The organism is Stappia indica (genome assembly GCF_009789575.1).
Lineage (GTDB): Bacteria > Pseudomonadota > Alphaproteobacteria > Rhizobiales > Stappiaceae > Stappia > Stappia indica_A.
The window spans coordinates 4,171,084-4,186,449 of sequence record NZ_CP046908.1 but is presented as its reverse complement, the minus strand read 5'-3'; the positions used below and the strand labels follow the sequence as shown (position 1 = coordinate 4,186,449).

General features: G+C 66.0%; 15 protein-coding genes. 3 read left to right on the top strand and 12 right to left on the bottom strand.

Annotated features, from left to right (window positions below):
- Nucleotides 1–2 precede the first annotated feature (2 nt).
- Nucleotides 3–1,037 (top strand): AraC-like transcriptional regulator QhpR, encoded by a 1,035-nt coding sequence (gene qhpR, locus GH266_RS19450; protein ID WP_158195307.1) that lies wholly within the window; start codon nucleotides 3–5, stop codon nucleotides 1,035–1,037.
- A gap of 88 nt (nucleotides 1,038–1,125) precedes the next feature.
- Here the strand turns inward: qhpR and GH266_RS19445 are convergent, their stop codons facing one another.
- From GH266_RS19445 to ccoN, 5 genes are all read right to left on the bottom strand, one after another.
- Nucleotides 1,126–3,018: an amidohydrolase gene (locus GH266_RS19445; protein WP_209001494.1), complete on the bottom strand. Its 1,893-nt coding sequence runs from the start codon at nucleotides 3,016–3,018 to the stop codon at nucleotides 1,126–1,128.
- Nucleotides 3,019–3,269: 251 nt separating this feature from the next.
- On the bottom strand, nucleotides 3,270–4,148 hold the full coding sequence (gene ccoP / locus GH266_RS19440) for a cytochrome-c oxidase, cbb3-type subunit III (protein ID WP_158195306.1): 879 nt from the start codon (nucleotides 4,146–4,148) through the stop codon (nucleotides 3,270–3,272).
- A 3-nt stretch (nucleotides 4,149–4,151) separates the two neighbouring features.
- Nucleotides 4,152–4,307 carry a cbb3-type cytochrome c oxidase subunit 3 gene (locus GH266_RS19435; protein WP_158195305.1) on the bottom strand — a complete coding sequence of 52 codons (156 nt, stop codon included), beginning with the start codon at nucleotides 4,305–4,307 and terminating at the stop codon, nucleotides 4,152–4,154.
- Between the two features lie 10 nt (nucleotides 4,308–4,317).
- Entirely contained in the window at nucleotides 4,318–5,052 is a 735-nt protein-coding gene (gene ccoO / locus GH266_RS19430; protein ID WP_158195304.1) for a cytochrome-c oxidase, cbb3-type subunit II, read from the bottom strand.
- 12 nt (nucleotides 5,053–5,064) lie between these two features.
- Entirely contained in the window at nucleotides 5,065–6,717 is a 1,653-nt protein-coding gene (gene ccoN, locus GH266_RS19425) for a cytochrome-c oxidase, cbb3-type subunit I (RefSeq protein ID WP_158195303.1), read from the bottom strand.
- A gap of 340 nt (nucleotides 6,718–7,057) precedes the next feature.
- Here ccoN and GH266_RS19420 point away from each other — a divergent pair, with 340 nt between their 5' ends.
- Entirely contained in the window at nucleotides 7,058–7,621 is a 564-nt protein-coding gene (locus tag GH266_RS19420; protein ID WP_425329551.1) for a GNAT family N-acetyltransferase, read from the top strand.
- 5 nt (nucleotides 7,622–7,626) lie between these two features.
- Here the strand turns inward: GH266_RS19420 and GH266_RS19415 are convergent, their stop codons facing one another.
- Nucleotides 7,627–8,664, bottom strand: a complete 1,038-nt coding sequence (locus GH266_RS19415) for an AbrB family transcriptional regulator (protein WP_158195301.1) — start codon at nucleotides 8,662–8,664, stop codon at nucleotides 7,627–7,629.
- Nucleotides 8,665–8,836: 172 nt separating this feature from the next.
- On the opposite strand from GH266_RS19415, the gene hemN reads away from it, so the two are divergent.
- A complete protein-coding gene (gene hemN, locus GH266_RS19410; protein WP_158195300.1) occupies nucleotides 8,837–10,186 on the top strand; it encodes an oxygen-independent coproporphyrinogen III oxidase in 1,350 nt (449 codons plus the stop codon).
- Between the two features lie 140 nt (nucleotides 10,187–10,326).
- On the opposite strand, the gene GH266_RS19405 is transcribed toward hemN, so the two are convergent.
- The 6 genes from GH266_RS19405 to mscL form a co-directional block, all read right to left on the bottom strand.
- Nucleotides 10,327–11,025, bottom strand: a complete 699-nt coding sequence (locus GH266_RS19405) for a Crp/Fnr family transcriptional regulator (protein ID WP_158195299.1) — start codon at nucleotides 11,023–11,025, stop codon at nucleotides 10,327–10,329.
- A gap of 224 nt (nucleotides 11,026–11,249) precedes the next feature.
- Entirely contained in the window at nucleotides 11,250–11,588 is a 339-nt protein-coding gene (locus GH266_RS19400; protein WP_209001493.1) for a response regulator, read from the bottom strand.
- Nucleotides 11,589–11,719: 131 nt separating this feature from the next.
- Nucleotides 11,720–12,337, bottom strand: a complete 618-nt coding sequence (locus GH266_RS19395) for a response regulator transcription factor (protein WP_158195298.1) — start codon at nucleotides 12,335–12,337, stop codon at nucleotides 11,720–11,722.
- The gene (locus GH266_RS19390) at nucleotides 12,334–13,518 is read right to left on the bottom strand and encodes a two-component system sensor histidine kinase NtrB (protein WP_158195297.1); all 1,185 of its coding nucleotides are present in this window, start codon (nucleotides 13,516–13,518) and stop codon (nucleotides 12,334–12,336) included. The genes GH266_RS19395 and GH266_RS19390 overlap by 4 nt, the downstream gene beginning before the upstream one ends.
- A gap of 108 nt (nucleotides 13,519–13,626) precedes the next feature.
- Nucleotides 13,627–14,796, bottom strand: coding sequence for a pyridoxal phosphate-dependent aminotransferase (locus tag GH266_RS19385; protein ID WP_199270379.1), 1,170 nt, complete (start codon nucleotides 14,794–14,796; stop codon nucleotides 13,627–13,629).
- A 119-nt stretch (nucleotides 14,797–14,915) separates the two neighbouring features.
- Nucleotides 14,916–15,344 carry a large-conductance mechanosensitive channel protein MscL gene (mscL, locus tag GH266_RS19380; RefSeq protein WP_158195296.1) on the bottom strand — a complete coding sequence of 143 codons (429 nt, stop codon included), beginning with the start codon at nucleotides 15,342–15,344 and terminating at the stop codon, nucleotides 14,916–14,918.
- Nucleotides 15,345–15,366: the final 22 nt, after the last annotated feature.

Here is a 15,366-nt window from a genome sequence, read left to right as displayed (position 1 = left end):
CCATGCACGCCTCGCAACGTCCCTTGAGTCCCGCCTCGCCCGCTTGCCGGGTGACCATCTCCGCCGCAGCGCTGCCGCTGATCAGCGACGTGCTCGCCGGCGCCGGGCTCGACGCTCCCCGCGCCTTTGCCGAGACGGGCCTCAGCGTCACGCTCGCCCCGTCGCACGCGATCCCGCTCGACCGCTTCACGACCCTGCTGGAAAACGCCGGGCGCCAGGCCGGCACGCAGGCCTGCCTGTGGACCTGCGGCCGGCAGATCGCGGCACCCGCACTGGCGACGCTGTTCCCCTCCGGCCTCGGGGAGACGCGGCTCGGCGGCCTCCTCGCCCGGCTGCTCGCCGACCTGCAGGCCCTGCAGGAGGGCACCACCTTCGAGCGGCAGGTCGAGGGCGACACCTGCACCCTCGCCTATCGCATCCACGATCCGCGCATCTGGCCGCGCTCGCGCGATGCCGAATTCACGCTCGGCTTCCTGCATGCGGTGATCGAAAGGTTCGCCGGCACTGTGCCAATGGCGGAACTGGCACTGGAACACGAGCAGGACGGCTGCCGCGCGGCGCTGGCCCGGCAGGCCGGCTGCATGCCGCTTTACGGCCAGAGGCTCAACATGCTGGCCTTCCCGGCCCGGCTGCTCGACCTTGCCATCAGGACAGATGCCTTTCCGTCCGCCGGGCCAACGCCCGATCACCTGCAGCAGGCGCGCCGCAGCGACGATCCCGGGCAGCGCGTCGGCGAGGCGATCCGCCGGCGCGTCGGACAGGGCCCGTTCTCGCAAGACGACATTGCAGCCGATCTCGGCCTGTCGGGACGCAGCCTGCGCCGCCTTCTGGATGCGGACGGGCCGAGCTTCAGGGCGATGACCGACGAGGCGCGACTCGACTACGCGCTGTGGGCCTTGCAACGCACGCGGCTGCCGGTCGGGGAGATCGCCTGGCGGCTCGGCTACACCGACCAGGGCGCCTTCGCACGTGCCTTCAGGAAGGCGACCGGCGCACGGCCGAGCGCTCTGCGCAAGGACGCAGGCGCCCGCGACTAACGCGGGGCTGCTCTCTCCCCCTCACGATGCAAAATGCCCGGGACCATCCGATCCCGGGCGTTTTTTCAGTTCGGCAAGGGTGTTGCGGTCAGCGGGTGCTGGCAGGCGCCTGTGCGCCAAAGCCGGCCGCAAAGGCCTGGTACAGAAGATCGGGCCCATGCGCATGGCCGCCGGCAGCCTCGACGCTGGCCGAGGCGTTGCGCAGGAAGTTGCCGAGGGCGTCGCTGCCGTCCGGCCCCGGGCGCATCCGCAGGTTGCCCTGCTTCTCTTCGTCCTTGCGGCTGTAGATGGTCTCGCCGTGCTTGATCGTCTCCTGAACCTTCAGCGTGTCCAGCGTCTCGGGATCGATCGCCGTCGGATCCTGGCTCAGGATGATGAGATCGGCGACCTTGCCGGTCTCGATCGATCCCTTCTGACCCTCTTCAAAGTGCTGATAGGCCGGCCAGATGGTCATCGCCTTCAGCGCGGTCATCACATCGACCCGCTGGTGCGGGCCGAGGATATCGCCAGACCGCGAGCGCCGGGTCACGGTGGCATCCAGAATGCGCATGCTGTCGGGGAAGGCCACCGGCGCATCGTGGTGGGTGGAGAACATCATGCCGCGCTCGCGCACCCAGCCGGTCGGCGAGATGTTGTCGGCATTGACCGGACCGACGGTGCGGTCGCGGTGCCAGTCGCCCCAGTAGAAGGTGTGCATGGGGAACAGCGAGGGGAAGATGTCGAGCTCATCGAGAGAGCCGACCTGATCCTGGCGCAGGAACTGGCCGTGGATCAGCACGGGGCGGCGGTCGTCGTTGCCGTGCTTCTCGGTCGCGGACTTGATCGCCGCGATCAGCATGTCCGACGCGCCCTCGCCGTTGGAGTGGGTGATGACCTGGATGTCGTTCGCGAAGGCCCAGTCGATGGCGTCGAACACCTGGTCGCTGCTGGCGGCCGCATAGCCGGCATAATCCGCGCGGAAGTGCGAGGGCGGATTGTAATAGGGGCGGTCGCGCAGCGCCGTGAAGCCCTGCGGCGAGCCGTCGATGGTCAGCTTGGCGCCGCCGACACGGAACCCGTTGCGATAGGTTTGCGACACGTTGGCGGCGATGAAGTCGCGGTCGACGAGAACGTCCGGATAGGTGACGACATCGATCTTGATGCGTCCGGCATCGGAGGCCCCCTGCATCAGCTTCACGACATTGGGCGTGGAGCGGCCTTCCTGGCCGGTCGTGTAGCCGTAGCTCGCCAGCAGCTCGGTACCGGCGACGAACAGTTCCTCGCCGCCCTCCTTGTCGAGACCGGAGACCAGCTTCATCAGGGCCGGGAAGAAGGCGGCTTCCTCGAGCACGCCGTTCGGCTCGCTGGAGCCATCCTCGCGCCGGATGACGCCGCCGTCCGGGTTCTTGGTGTCGGCGGTGATGCCTACCGCCTCCAGCGCCTTGGAGTTGAAGACACCGATATGCGCGGACTGGTGGATGATCACGATCGGCACGTCCGTCGACACCGCGTCCAGGTCCTCGCGCGTGGGATGACGCTGCTCCTTGAGCTGCGCATCGTCGTAGCCGAAGCCGAGCACGGTTCCGAGCCGCTTGATGCGCTCCGGATAGGCTTCCTTCCACTCGCCCAAGGTCTGCTGCAGCGCGGCGATGTCATTGACCTTGCCGTCGGGCGCCGGCTGGGTGTTGGCGGATACGGCCTGCACGCCGATCATGAAGGCATGGCCGTGCGCATCGACGAAGCCCGGCAGCATGGCCCGGCCCTTGAGGTCGACGAGTTCGGTGCCCTCGCCCTTGTGCTTCATCACCTCGTCCACAGAGCCGACGGCAATGATCTTGCCGTCCTTCTCCGCGACCGCTTCCGCGCGCGGGGCACGGTCGTTCATGGTCAGGACCGGGCCGCCCGACCAGATCCGGTCGGCGACGTCCTCGGCGGCAAACGCCGGCAATGTACTGACGCCGGCCATCAGAACGGCGAGGAAAGAACTGGATACGGTTTTCACAATACGCTCCACAAACGTGTGTTTCGCCGACATGCGCAAGGCGTCTCGCGCGGCCATCGGCCTTGAAATCCGACACATACCCTGAGGGGCGATTCTTTCGAGAGCCTGAAGAAAGCCGCCTTTTTCACGCATCCGACGGGGAAAACCCGCCCGGCCGCCGCCGGACGCAGCGGAGACGCGGCGTCATCTGAAGAACAAAAAAGGCGCCCCGAAGGGCGCCTTATCTGCATGTCTGCCGGATCGTCAGCGGATCATTCGCCGCCGCCGAGGGCATGCACATAGACCGCAAGCGACTTGACCGTCGCCGGATCGAGGCGCGGGGCCCAGGCCGGCATGACGCCGTTGCGGGCATTGGTGACCTGCGCCCGGATCGCGTCGATCGACTTGCCATAGAGGTAGTTGTTGGCGGTCAGGTCAGGCGCCCCGACTTCCTTCATCCCCTTCAGGTCGTCGCCGTGGCAGGCGGCACAGTTCTCGACATAGACCTGCTCGCCGGCGGCGAGGTCGACGCCCGCTTCCGGCTCGAGGCCCGCACGGCTGCCGACGAAGTTCGCCACCTGGGTGATCTGCTCCTTTTCGAGCATGCCGTCGGCGCCGAAGGACGGCATTTCGCCGAAGCGCGCCTCGTCGTGGCCCGAGCGGATGCCGTATTGCAGCGTCTGGTGAATCTCCTCGAGCGAGCCGCCCCAGATCCAGTGGTCGTCCTGCAGGTTCGGATAGCCGGTCGCGCCCAGTGCGCCGCTGCCATGGCAGGCGGCGCAGTTGTCGCCGAAGGCGGCACGGCCGTTGGCCATGGCGAACTCCAGCAGCGACTGGGTGGACTCGATCTCCTCCAGCGAGGCGTTGACCAGCTTCTCGCCGATCTGCGCCCGCTCCGCCATGCCGGCCTCGAACGCGGCCAGAGCATTTGCGCGCTGGCTGTCGCCGAGAACGCCGGCCGTGTAGCTGGAGACCAGCGGCCAGGACGGATAGACCACCCAGTAGCCGATCGCCCACACGATCGTGGCGTAGAAGATGTAGAGCCACCACTTCGGCAGCGGATTGTTCAGTTCCTTCAGGCCGTCCCACTCGTGCCCGGTCGTCTCGACGCCGGAAAGGTGGTCGACCTCTTTCTTATGCCCGTCAGCCATGTCTCAATCCTCCCGCAAGGGGATCTGTGCCGCGTCGTCGAAGCGCTTGGCGTTTCTCGGCCACAGCGCATAGGCGACCACGCCTGCGAAAAGCACCACGAAGTAGACCAGTCCCCATGTCTGGGCGAAGCTGGCGACGGCCTCGTAACTCTCGTTCATCACCGCCTCCTCAGCGCAGGTTGGCCTTGTTGTCGTAGATCGAGAAGTCGACCAGCGTGCCGAGCATCTGGAGATAGGCGACCAGCGCGTCCATCTCCGTCACCTTGCTCGGATCGCCGTCGAAATCGCGGACGATGGCGTTCGGATAGCGCTCCAGGAAGGCGTCCACGGCAGCGCTGTCGGGCGAGGCCTGGGCGAGCATGTCGCTGGCGGCCTCCGAGACCTGGGCCTCGTCATAGGGAACGCCGACGGCGACGTTGGCCTTCAGGTGATCCGCGATGCCGCGGGTCTCGATCTTTGCCTCGAGCAGGAACGGGTAGCCGGGCATGATCGATTCCGGCACCACCGAACGCGGATCGACCAGGTGATCGCGATGCCACTCGTCCGAATACTTGCCGCCGACGCGAGCAAGGTCCGGACCCGTGCGCTTGGACCCCCACTGGAAGGGGTGGTCGTACATGCTCTCGGCCGCCAGGCTGAAGTGGCCGTAACGCTCCAGTTCGTCGCGCATCGGGCGCACCATCTGCGAATGGCAGAGATAGCAGCCCTCGCGGATGTAGATGTTGCGGCCCGCCAGCTCGAGCGGGGTGTAGGGACGCATGCCCTCCACCTTCTCGATGGTGCTCTTCAGGTAGAAGAGCGGGGCGATCTCGACGAGGCCACCGATGGAGACCACGATCAGGATGCCGATGACGAGAACCAGGGAGTGCTTCTCGAAGATTTCGTGTTTTTTCCAAATGGACATCTTGCTCTCCCCTTACTCGGCCGGAGCCATGGCGCCGGCGGGAAGGGCTTCGGCTTCTTCAGCCTCGCCGTGCCGCACGGTCATCCAGAGGTTGTAGGCCATGATCAGCGAGCCCGCGACGAAGAGGGCACCGCCAAGGGCGCGGATGACGTAGAAGGGATGCATCGCCTCGACGGTCTCGATGAACGAGTACTCGAGGAAGCCCATGGCATCGTAGGCGCGCCACATCAGGCCCTGCATGATGCCCGAGACCCACATCGCGCAGATGTAGAGCACGATGCCGATGGTCGAGATCCAGAAGTGCCAGTTCACCAGCTTCAGCGAGTAGACCTGCTTCTTGTTCCACAGCCAGGGGATCAGGCAGTAGAGGGCGCCGAAGGAGATGTAGCCGACCCAGCCGAGCGCACCCGAGTGGACGTGACCGATGGTCCAGTCCGTGTAGTGCGACAGCGAGTTGACGGCACGCAGGCTCATCAAGGGACCTTCGAAGGTCGACATGCCGTAGAAGGCGATGGAGACGACCATCATGCGCAGCACCGGGTCGGTCCGCAGCTTGTCCCAGGCGCCCGACAGGGTCATCAGGCCGTTGATCATACCGCCCCAGGAGGGCATCCACAGGATGATCGAGAAGGTGGCGCCCAGCGTCGAGGCCCACTGCGGCAGAGCCGTGTAGTGGAGGTGGTGGGGGCCGGCCCAGATGTACAGGAAGATCAGCGCCCAGAAGTGCACGATCGACAGGCGGTAGGAGTAGACCGGCCGCTCGGCGCGCTTGGGCACGAAATAGTACATGATGGCCAGGAAGCCGGCGGTCAGGAAGAAACCGACCGCGTTATGGCCGTACCACCACTGCACCATCGCGTCCTGAACGCCCGCCCACAGGATGTAGGACTTGGTCCCGAACACCGACACCGGCACCGTCAGGTTGTTGATGATGTGCAGCATCGCGATGGTGATGATGAAGGCGAGGTAGAACCAGTTCGCCACATAGATATGCGGCTCCTTGCGCTTCCACAGCGTGCCGAGGAAGACGAGCAGGTAGGCTACCCAGACGATGGTCAGCCACAGGTCGGCATACCACTCCGGCTCGGCATATTCCTTCGACTGCGTCGCGCCCAGCAGGTAGCCCGTGCCGGCGATGACGATGAAGAGGTTGTAGCCCAGGATGACGAACCAGGGAGCGATCGAGCCCGGCATGCGGGCGCGGCTGGTGCGCTGGACCACGTAGAAGGACGTGGCGATCAGCACGTTGCCGCCGAAGGCGAAGATCACGGCCGAGGTGTGCAGCGGGCGCAGCCGACCGAAACTCGTCCAGGGCAGGTCGAGGTTCAGCGCCGGATAGGCGAGCTGCAGGGCGATGATCAGGCCGACCGTGAAGCCGGCGACACCCCAGAACACGGCCGCCCAGGCGCCGAACTTGATCGGACCGAGGTTGTAGTTCGGCTTGCCGCCGATTTCCTGCGGCGCCGGGACCCGGTCCTCGAAATAGTTCCGGAAGATGATGAAGGCGCCGGCAGCCGCAGCGAGCGAGCCGATAGCGGTGTGAAAAGCCATGACCTGATCATACGTCTTACCGGCGATGATCAGGCAGGCAAAGGCGATCACGACGAGGAATGTGGCGAAGAAGCCTTCCTCCATCGTGATGTACTTGGCTTGAGCTTGAGCCATTGGTGGGCGCCCCGAGTCTCTTGGTGATCCAAACCCCGCAGGGTCAAGGCGCAGGTATGGCTGATCGGCCGATTGCTGCCTTGATCCAGGTCAAGACAGATTGCGGCAAAGCGCGGCCAGGAACATCCGCAAAAGCACGGCTGCGACGATTTGTTTTGGGTTTTTCTGCCCTTAACCGGCCTTTCCGGCGCCTTTACCGGATGCCCTGGCTGCCCGGCGACCTTGAAGCCGGCGTGCGCACCACCCATTTCTTGTCTCCCGCCTCGCCTTTGCGCGCCCTTCCCTTTGCGCGTCTCCCTATTGCGCGCCTCCTTGTTCCCGCGATTCATTTCAGGTTGCCATGATGCTTGCCCTGCCCTCGCTTCCCCTTCGCACCGCCCGCCTCGTGCTGAGGCCGTTCCGGCAACAGGACTTCGATGCCTACGCGGCCTATCACGGGCGCGCCGATGTCTACCGCTTCCTCTACAGCTTCCCGCCGCAGGCGGAGGAGCTACAGCAGCAGTTCGACCGCGCCCGCCAGCCGGACCTGTCGCAGGACGGAGCGACGATGACGCTGGCGGTCGAACGTTCGCAGGACGGCAGCGTTCTCGGCGAGGTTCTTCTCAAGGTCGCCAGCACCGCCGCGTTGCAGGGCGAGCTCGGCTACATCTTCGATCCGGCCCATGCAGGCGCAGGCTATGCCACGGAAGCCGCCCGCGAGATGCTGCGGGCCGGTTTCGAGGACATCGGCTTTCACCGGATCTTCGCGCGGATCGACACGCAGAACCACGGCTCGGTGAAGGTGGCCGAGCGGCTCGGGCTGAGGCGAGAGGCGCATTTCCGGCAGAACGACCGTCACGACGGACGCTGGGGCGACGAGTTCGTCTATGCGCGGCTGGCCGAGGAGTGGTCCCAGCGCGGCTGAGACGATCACACGACCCGTTGGGGCGGCCCCAGGATACGGCGGGTGGCGAAGGGAAGCAGCAGCACCATTCCGAAATAACGGGCCAGCTGGTGGGCCGCCACGAAGGCCGGGTCGAGATCGAGCAGGTAGGCGAGCAAAGTCATCGCCTCCAGCCCGCCCGGCGCGTAGGCCAGCAGCAGCTGTCCCAGGGGGAGACCCAGGAGGCTGGATGCGAACAACGAGATCGCCACGGCGATGCTCATGCCGACGGCAAAGGCCCCGAGACTGACGAGAAGCAGCCGCAGCAGGTCGCGCAGCGAGATGCTGGTGAACCGGCAGCCGATGATGCAGCCGAGCCCGACGAGCGCGGGGACGGTCAGCCATTCCGGCAGGTGCACCGCCACGATGCCGCTGGCATTGAGCGCGGCACTGACGAAGAACGGACCCGTGAGCCAGCCGGCAGGGACGCCCAGGCGCTGGAACAGGTAGCCGCAGACCAGTGCAGCCGCGGCGACGAGCGCCAGCGGCAGGAGTTCCACCGGCAGGGCGGGAACCGCGGCTGCGACATCCGGCTCGCTGCCGACGATGATCGGCGGCAGCAGGGACACCAGGATGAACACCCGCAGCGTCTGCGCCACCGCGACCCGCATCGTGTCGGCGCGCGGATAGGAGAGCGACAGGATCATCACGTAGGACAAGGCACCGGGAATCGCCGCGAAATAGGCGGTATCGCGATCCCAGCCGGCGACCTTGCGCTGGAACAGGAAGGTGGCGCCGAGCACGGCCGCGACCGAGACGAGGACCAGCAGCATCGTCACCGGCCATTCGCCGATCCGCTCCACCGTTTCCGGCGTCACGCCGGCGCCCATGGTCAGGCCGAGCACGACGAACAGCATGTCGCGCAAACGGTCGGGAATGGCGCAACGCACGCCGGACAGGACCGCAGTGGCGGTCGCGACCATCGCTCCTGCCAGCCAGGCTGCGGGCAAGCCGGCCAACTGGAACGCGCCGCCGCCGAGGGCGCCGATCGCCAGCGTCAAAAGAGCTTGCCTGAGTGAGAGCATGAAAATCCGCCGGAGACCCCAAGGGCCGGAAAGAGGTGGGCTGCCAAGGCAATAGATCAAGAAAAGCAGGCGTTTGCCATGCATTTTGTGCGCAGCTGCCATGCAGCGGGAGATTTCTCGAAGGTTGAGCAGGATCAAGGTTCGCTCTGCGCGAAGCAGGCATGGTCGCCTCATGACCGATCTCGACCAACGCTATGCGACACGCTCCGTGCCGCGCTACACCAGCTACCCGACCGCGCCGCATTTCCATGCCGGCGTCACCGGGGCGACATATGGCAGTTGGCTGGCGGGACTGCCTGCCGACATGCCGCTCTCCCTCTACCTGCACGTCCCCTATTGCCGGGTGATCTGCAACTATTGCGGCTGCCACACCAAGGCCGCGCGCCGCGACGAGCCGCTGCTCGACTACACGGACGCGCTGCTTGCGGAGATCGACCTGGTCGCTGCACGGCTGCCGGGGCGCATGCAGACTGTCCATGTACACTGGGGCGGCGGCACGCCGAGCCTTCTGCCGCGGGCGCAGTTTCTGTCCGTGGTCGAGCGGCTGCACCGGCATTTCGCCTTTGACGAGGCGCATGAACACGCCATCGAGCTGGACCCGCGCACGGTCACGCCGGAGCTTGCCGACACGTTGCGCGAAGCCGGGATCACCCGGGCGAGCCTTGGCGTGCAGGACTTCGACCCTGTCGTGCAGAAGGCGATCGGCCGGATCCAGCCCTTCGAGCAGGTGGCGCAGGCAGTCGAGCGGCTGCGTGCTGTCGGCATCGACGCGCTCAATTTCGACCTGATGTACGGCCTGCCGTTCCAGACGCTGGAGACGGTCACCGAGACGATCCGGCTGACGCGGGAGCTGGCGCCCGGGCGCATCGCCCTGTTCGGCTATGCCCATGTGCCCTGGATGAAGAAGCACCAGCGGCTGATCGACGAAAGCCGGCTGCCCGACTCGGCGGAGCGCATCGCGATGGCGGACCATGCCCGCGAAAAGCTGCTGGATGCCGGGTACCGGGCCATCGGCCTCGATCATTTCGCCATGCCGGACGACGACATGGCGGTGGCGCTCGATGCCGGACGGCTGCGCCGCAACTTCCAGGGCTATACGACGGACACGGCCGACACGCTGATCGGGTTCGGAGCGTCCTCCATCGGCAAGCTGCCGCAGGGCTATGTGCAGAACATGCCCGATACCGGCGGCTGGAGCCGGGCGATCGGGGACGGCTTGCTGCCGGTCGCGCGCGGCATCGCACTCGACGCGGACGACCGGGCGCGCGCCGACATCATCGAACAGCTGATGACCGAGCACGCCGCCGATATCGGCGAGATCGCCGCCGCGCATGGACTGCCGCTGGCGCATTTCTCTGCCAGCATCGCGGACCTTGCCGAGATGGCCGGCGACGGGCTCGTCAGGATCGAGGGGAGCCGGGTCGAGGTCACACCGCGCGGTGCGCCCTATGCGCGGATCGCGGCGGCAGCCTTCGACATCTACCTGCAGCGCGGTCTCGCCCGTCATTCCGTGGCGGTGTGAGGCCGTCCCTTCCGGCAAAAAAAGAGCCCCGGGCCGAAAGCCCGGGGCTGCAAGGTCCGAAACCCATTGGCAGGGCCGACGGACGCAGGCCGGCAGGAGCCGCCGGCCTCAGTTGTGTGCAGTACTCGCTCGCGTGCGGTTCAATGAATGCCGGTCAGCTGGCACAGACCGCACACGCGCGTCACATGAATACGATCCTGCCGCTCGAGGCGGATCACGCCGCGACGCTTCAGTTCGGAAATCACCCGGCTGACGGTCTCGATCGTAAGCCCGAGATAGTCGGCAATCTCCTGGCGCGTCATGTTGAGCACCAGGTCGTGCGGGTCGCAGGTTTCGGAGACGGGCCCTGCGCATCCTTCGCCGCCGCGATTGGGGACCATGCGCATGAAATAGCTGGCGACACGCTCCATCGCCGACTTGCGGCCCAGCAGCATGGCGTGCTCGTGCAGGCCTTCCATCTGGGCCATCAGGCACTTGGCCACGTGACTCTGCAGCACGGCCGAGGCATCGACCTCGCGCCGCTCGTGGACCACCAGTCGCACCGGCGTCAGCGTCTCGGCGGACACATCGTAGCGCGGCCCGCCGGCCGTGCCGAAGATCATGCCGCGGGTCAGGATCTCCACGACCTGGCGACGCCCGTCGGGCAGCAGCTTGTAGAGCATGACGATGCCGTCCTGCAGCTCGTAGATCCGCTCGGCTGCATCGCCCTCGTAGAAAATCACGTGATGCTGGTCATGGCGCTGGGTACGCGCCTGCGGGGTCTCGGCAATCTCGCGCGCGCTGCGCGCCGCAACTGCCCCATGCCCCATCGTTTCGGAAGTCCGTTCCAGGTAGGCCATCGCCCCCTCCTCCTGCCAGCTCGGCATTGGCGGATGCAATTCGGCAAGCGCGCTCGAAAGCCCGGCAAGCCGGAGCCGCGTCCCGTCCGACACGGCTCTCCGTCAACGTGGGGAAGTCTAGAAGCGAAGCTGGCGAGGCGAAATTCGGTGGTCTTCGTACGACCTATTACCTAGCGTGGCAAAACAACGCATCCGAGCGGGCGCGAACAAGACGCCCGTGAACTTTACAGAAGCGCAACAAGAGCTTCTTCGGTAAGTGGTTTACGCAAAAGTACTGGTTGCAAATCGTCACCGAACAGCTCTGTTATGGCTCGGCGTGACTGGCCCGTGATGGCAATGACACGCGGCGGCGTCGAGAGACGGGCGACCCAGCGGATCAGCTGCACCCCGCTCACCCCCGGCAGGCCGAGGTCAACAATCACGGTATCCTGAGGGCCCGGAGGCACATGCTCGAAGAAGCTCTCGGCGTCGGGATACACCTCGACCTGATGCCCGATTTCCCCGAGCAGCAACGCCAGCGAATCGCCCACTCCCGGATCGTCCTCGACGATATGGATAGTCACCGTCTCATTCCCGCCGCCCTGGCAGCCCCCGAAAACGACCCTGAATGGATCGCAGACCGGCGACTATAGACCCTTGGGGCGGAGGCGAAACTCCGGCGGAATACGGAAGCGCCGTCCGCCGGGGCTTGCAGTCATTCGTGCGACAGGACGATGCGCACCAGGTCGGCGGCGTTTCGCGCGCCGAGCTTTTCCATGATGCGGGCGCGGTGCACCTCGATGGTGCGCGGGCTGATGCCGAGCGTGCGTCCGGCCTCCTTGTTGGAGGCGCCGGCGGTGATCTCCTCCAGCACTTCCCGCTCGCGCGGGGTCAGCGTCTCGCTGCCCGGAAAACTGCGGACCGGAGGCGTGGTGCTTTCGACCTGCTTGCGCTCGGTCGCCTCGATGGCCTCGCGCACCCGCGTGACCACCGTCTCGGCATCGAAGGGCTTTTCGATGAAGTCGTGGGCGCCCTGCTTGATCGCCTCCACGGCCATCGGAATATCGCCCTGTCCCGAAATGACGAAGACCGGGGCGGCGAACCGGTCCGCATGCAGACGGCGCAGGATCTCGATGCCCGACTGGCCCGGCATGTGCACATCGAGAATGACGCAACCCGGCGTGTTGTCCGGGCGCGCGGCCCGCTCCAGGAAAGCTTCTCCGGTCTCGAACGAGGCGACATCGTAGCCTTCCAGTTCGAAGACGATGGTCAGAGCATCACGAATTGCCGGGTCGTCATCGACGATGTGGATCAGATGCGCAGTCGCGCTCATGCCGTCGGTCCTTTTCTGCCAGGGGGCGCAGCCGCCTGATCGCCACGCTCGGGCGTATCGACCGGCAGGCGCAGCACGAAGGCAGCTCCCCCTTCCCCACCGTTGGGTTCGACGGCGAGATCGCCGCCATGATTCTGCGCGATGGAACGGGAGATCGTCAGGCCGAGGCCAAGGCCGCCCTTCTTCGCGCCGGAAAATGCTCTGAACAACGTCGGTACGACTTCCGCCGGCACTCCGCCACCTGAATCGCTGATACGGATCAGCATATCGCCGCCGCTCACCGCCGCTTTCAGTCCGACACGCTTTACCGGAGCCTGACGCACCGCGTCGAGCGCATTGCGGATCAGATTGATCAGGATCTGCTGGATCTGCACAGGATCGACGGCAATGTCCGGCAAATCGTCGAGGACGTCGTTGACGATTTCGATATCGCGGCAGTCCGCGCCCATCGTCACCAGGTCGAGGCACTCGCCGACAAGACGCGCCACATTGACCGAGCGACGCTCGGGGTCGCGCTTTTCCACGAAGCGCCGCATCCGCTGGATGATCTGGCTGGCACGTTCGGCCTCGCGCACGCCCTTGTCGACGATCTCGACCAGCTTCTCGTCGCGGTGGTCGTCACCGACCTTGCGCTTGGCCGCCTGCAGATACAGCATGATGGCCGTCAGGGGCTGGTTCAGCTCGTGCGCGATGGCTGCGCCCATCTCGTCCAGCGCACTGATCCGGGTGACGTTGACGAGTTGCGCCTGCGCTTCCGCCAGACGCCTCTCGACCGCCTTGCGCTGGCGCAGGTCGCGGATGATGCCGATGAACTGGCGCCCCTCCGGCGTCGCCGCCTCGCCAACCGACAGCTCGATCGGGAATTCGGTGCCGTCGCGATGCATGCCGCGCACCTCGCGGCCGATGCCGATGATGCGCTTCTCGCCGGTTTCCAGATAGTTGTTCAGGTAGCCGTCATGCGCGTGGGCATACTCGGCCGGCATCAGCACCTTGACGTTCCGCCCCCGAACCTCCTCGGTCGTGTAGCCGAACAGGGTCTCGCAAGCTTTGTTGAACAGCAGGATGCGCGCCTTGTCGTCCATCACGACGATGCCGTCGACGGCAGTGCCGAGCACGCTCTCGAGCCGCGCTTCCGAAACGCTGGGTACTGCTGCAACGCTGCGAGTCTGATCTTCGCGCATTTTGGACCCGATACGATGCGGGGACCGCCCCGCCGTCGGGAAACGAACGAAATGGGCCCGCTTCCAATCTTCTACGCAAAAATCCGTAACGTAGAGTCGCGTGCTTCGTCAACGCGCTATCCAGTTGGCGAGGCGCTCCGCTGCCGCCTCCAGATGCTCTGCTGAACGGGCGAAACACAGGCGCAGGAACCCCTCTCCCGCCTCGCCGAAGGCACTGCCGGGCGCAAGGCCGACGCCGGTTTCGGCGACGATCCGCTTGGCCAGTTCCCGGCTGTCGGAAAAGCCTTCGACGCCGAAGAACAGGTAAAACGCCCCTTGCGGCGGCGCATAGCGGATGCGCCCGGTGGCCGCCAGGCGTCCTTCAATGATGGCGCGCCCGGCGCTCGCGCGCCTGCGCTGCAGCGCCATGAACTCCTCGCCCTCGTCGAGCGCGGCAACGGCCGCGCGCTGCATGAACTGGGCGACGCCCGAGGTCGAATACTGGATCAGGTTCTCCACCACCTGGCCGAGAGCCGGCGGGGCGGAGAGCCAGCCGACGCGCCAGCCGGTCATCGCCCAGTTCTTGGAGAAGGTGTTGACGTACAGGATCAGGTCGTCCGGCTCGGCCACGTCCATGAAGGAGGGCGCGCGGGTGGCGTCGCCTTCGACGAAGCGGCTATAGACCTCGTCGGCGACGATCCACAGGCCCCGGCGGCGCGCCTCGGTCAGGATCGCGGCCAGCGTCGCCTTGTCGGCCATCCAGCCGGTCGGGTTCGACGGCGAATTCAGATAGATGGCGCGGGTGCGCGGGGTCACGGCGGCGAACAGCCGGTCGAGATCCAGCGTCCAGCCGTTGGGCGAGAAATCGAGCGGCACGGGGATCGCCCTGGCGCCCATGATGCCGATGGCGGCCGGGAAGTTCGGCCAGGCCGGCGAAGGATAGATCACCTCGTCTCCCGCCCCGGCAATCGCCTGGACCGCAAGCTGGATCGCCTGCATGCCCGAGCCGGTGACGAAATAACGCTCCGCGCCCCAGTCGCGGCCGAAATGGCTGAAGTGATAGCGCGCCAGCGCCTCGCGCAGCGCCGGAATGCCGCGCTGGTAGGTATAGAAGGTCTCGCCCTTTTCCAGCGACGCCTCGGCGGCCGCGCGGATGAAGTCCGGCGTCGGCAGGTCGCCCTCCCCGACCCAAAGGGGAATCAGGTCGTCGCGCTCGCGCGCGAAGTTCACGACCTCGACAATGCCGCTCTCGGGCGCCTGACGCGCCTCCGGCCGCAGCGCGGACATCATATCGACCATGGGACCAATCTGTCTTCGGTTGGGGAACGGAAAGGGAGTGGGAAAACAAGGCACCGGACCCGCCGGGGCGCATTCCCTCGGGCGGGTCCGACTTGTCGTCGATGCGGACGAGCCGCGCCTCAACGCGACTTCAGCAAATCGCGGATCTCGGTCAGCAGAACTTCTTCGCGGCTGGGAGCAGGCGGTGCGGCAGGCGCGGCCGGCTCTTCCTTGCGCAGGCGGTTAACCCCCTTGACCACCATGAACAGCGCGAAGGCAATGATCAGGAACTTGATCACCGCGTTGATGAACAGGCCGATGTTCCAGGTCACCGCGCCGGCAGCCGTCGCCGCCTCGACCGTGAGATAGGGTCCGGGCGCCGTGCCTTCGCTCAGGACCAGGAAGAGCTGGGAGAAATCGACACCGCCGATCAGCAGGCCGATGGGAGGCATGATCACGTCGTCGACGAGCGAGGAGACGATGGCGCTGAAGGCCGCGCCGATGACGATGCCGACCGCCATGTCGATCATGTTGCCCTTGACGGCAAACTCCTTGAATTCCTTCAGCATGCTGGCTCCATCCTATGGCTGC

Bases quoted from the DNA above. Each gene is read 5' to 3' on its own strand.
- qhpR (WP_158195307.1), top strand. From the start codon at position 3: ATGCACGCCTCGCAACGTCCCTTGAGTCCCGCCTCGCCCGCTTGCCGG.
- ccoP (WP_158195306.1), bottom strand. From the start codon at position 4,148: ATGGCTGACGGGCATAAGAAAGAGGTCGACCACCTTTCCGGCGTCGAG.
- GH266_RS19435 (WP_158195305.1), bottom strand. From the start codon at position 4,307: ATGAACGAGAGTTACGAGGCCGTCGCCAGCTTCGCCCAGACATGGGGA.
- ccoO (WP_158195304.1), bottom strand. From the start codon at position 5,052: ATGTCCATTTGGAAAAAACACGAAATCTTCGAGAAGCACTCCCTGGTT.
- ccoN (WP_158195303.1), bottom strand. From the start codon at position 6,717: ATGGCTCAAGCTCAAGCCAAGTACATCACGATGGAGGAAGGCTTCTTC.
- GH266_RS19420 (WP_425329551.1), top strand. From the start codon at position 7,058: ATGATGCTTGCCCTGCCCTCGCTTCCCCTTCGCACCGCCCGCCTCGTG.
- GH266_RS19415 (WP_158195301.1), bottom strand. From the start codon at position 8,664: ATGCTCTCACTCAGGCAAGCTCTTTTGACGCTGGCGATCGGCGCCCTC.
- hemN (WP_158195300.1), top strand. From the start codon at position 8,837: ATGACCGATCTCGACCAACGCTATGCGACACGCTCCGTGCCGCGCTAC.
- GH266_RS19405 (WP_158195299.1), bottom strand. From the start codon at position 11,025: ATGGCCTACCTGGAACGGACTTCCGAAACGATGGGGCATGGGGCAGTT.
- GH266_RS19395 (WP_158195298.1), bottom strand. From the start codon at position 12,337: ATGAGCGCGACTGCGCATCTGATCCACATCGTCGATGACGACCCGGCA.
- GH266_RS19390 (WP_158195297.1), bottom strand. From the start codon at position 13,518: ATGCGCGAAGATCAGACTCGCAGCGTTGCAGCAGTACCCAGCGTTTCG.
- GH266_RS19385 (WP_199270379.1), bottom strand. From the start codon at position 14,796: ATGGTCGATATGATGTCCGCGCTGCGGCCGGAGGCGCGTCAGGCGCCC.
- mscL (WP_158195296.1), bottom strand. From the start codon at position 15,344: ATGCTGAAGGAATTCAAGGAGTTTGCCGTCAAGGGCAACATGATCGAC.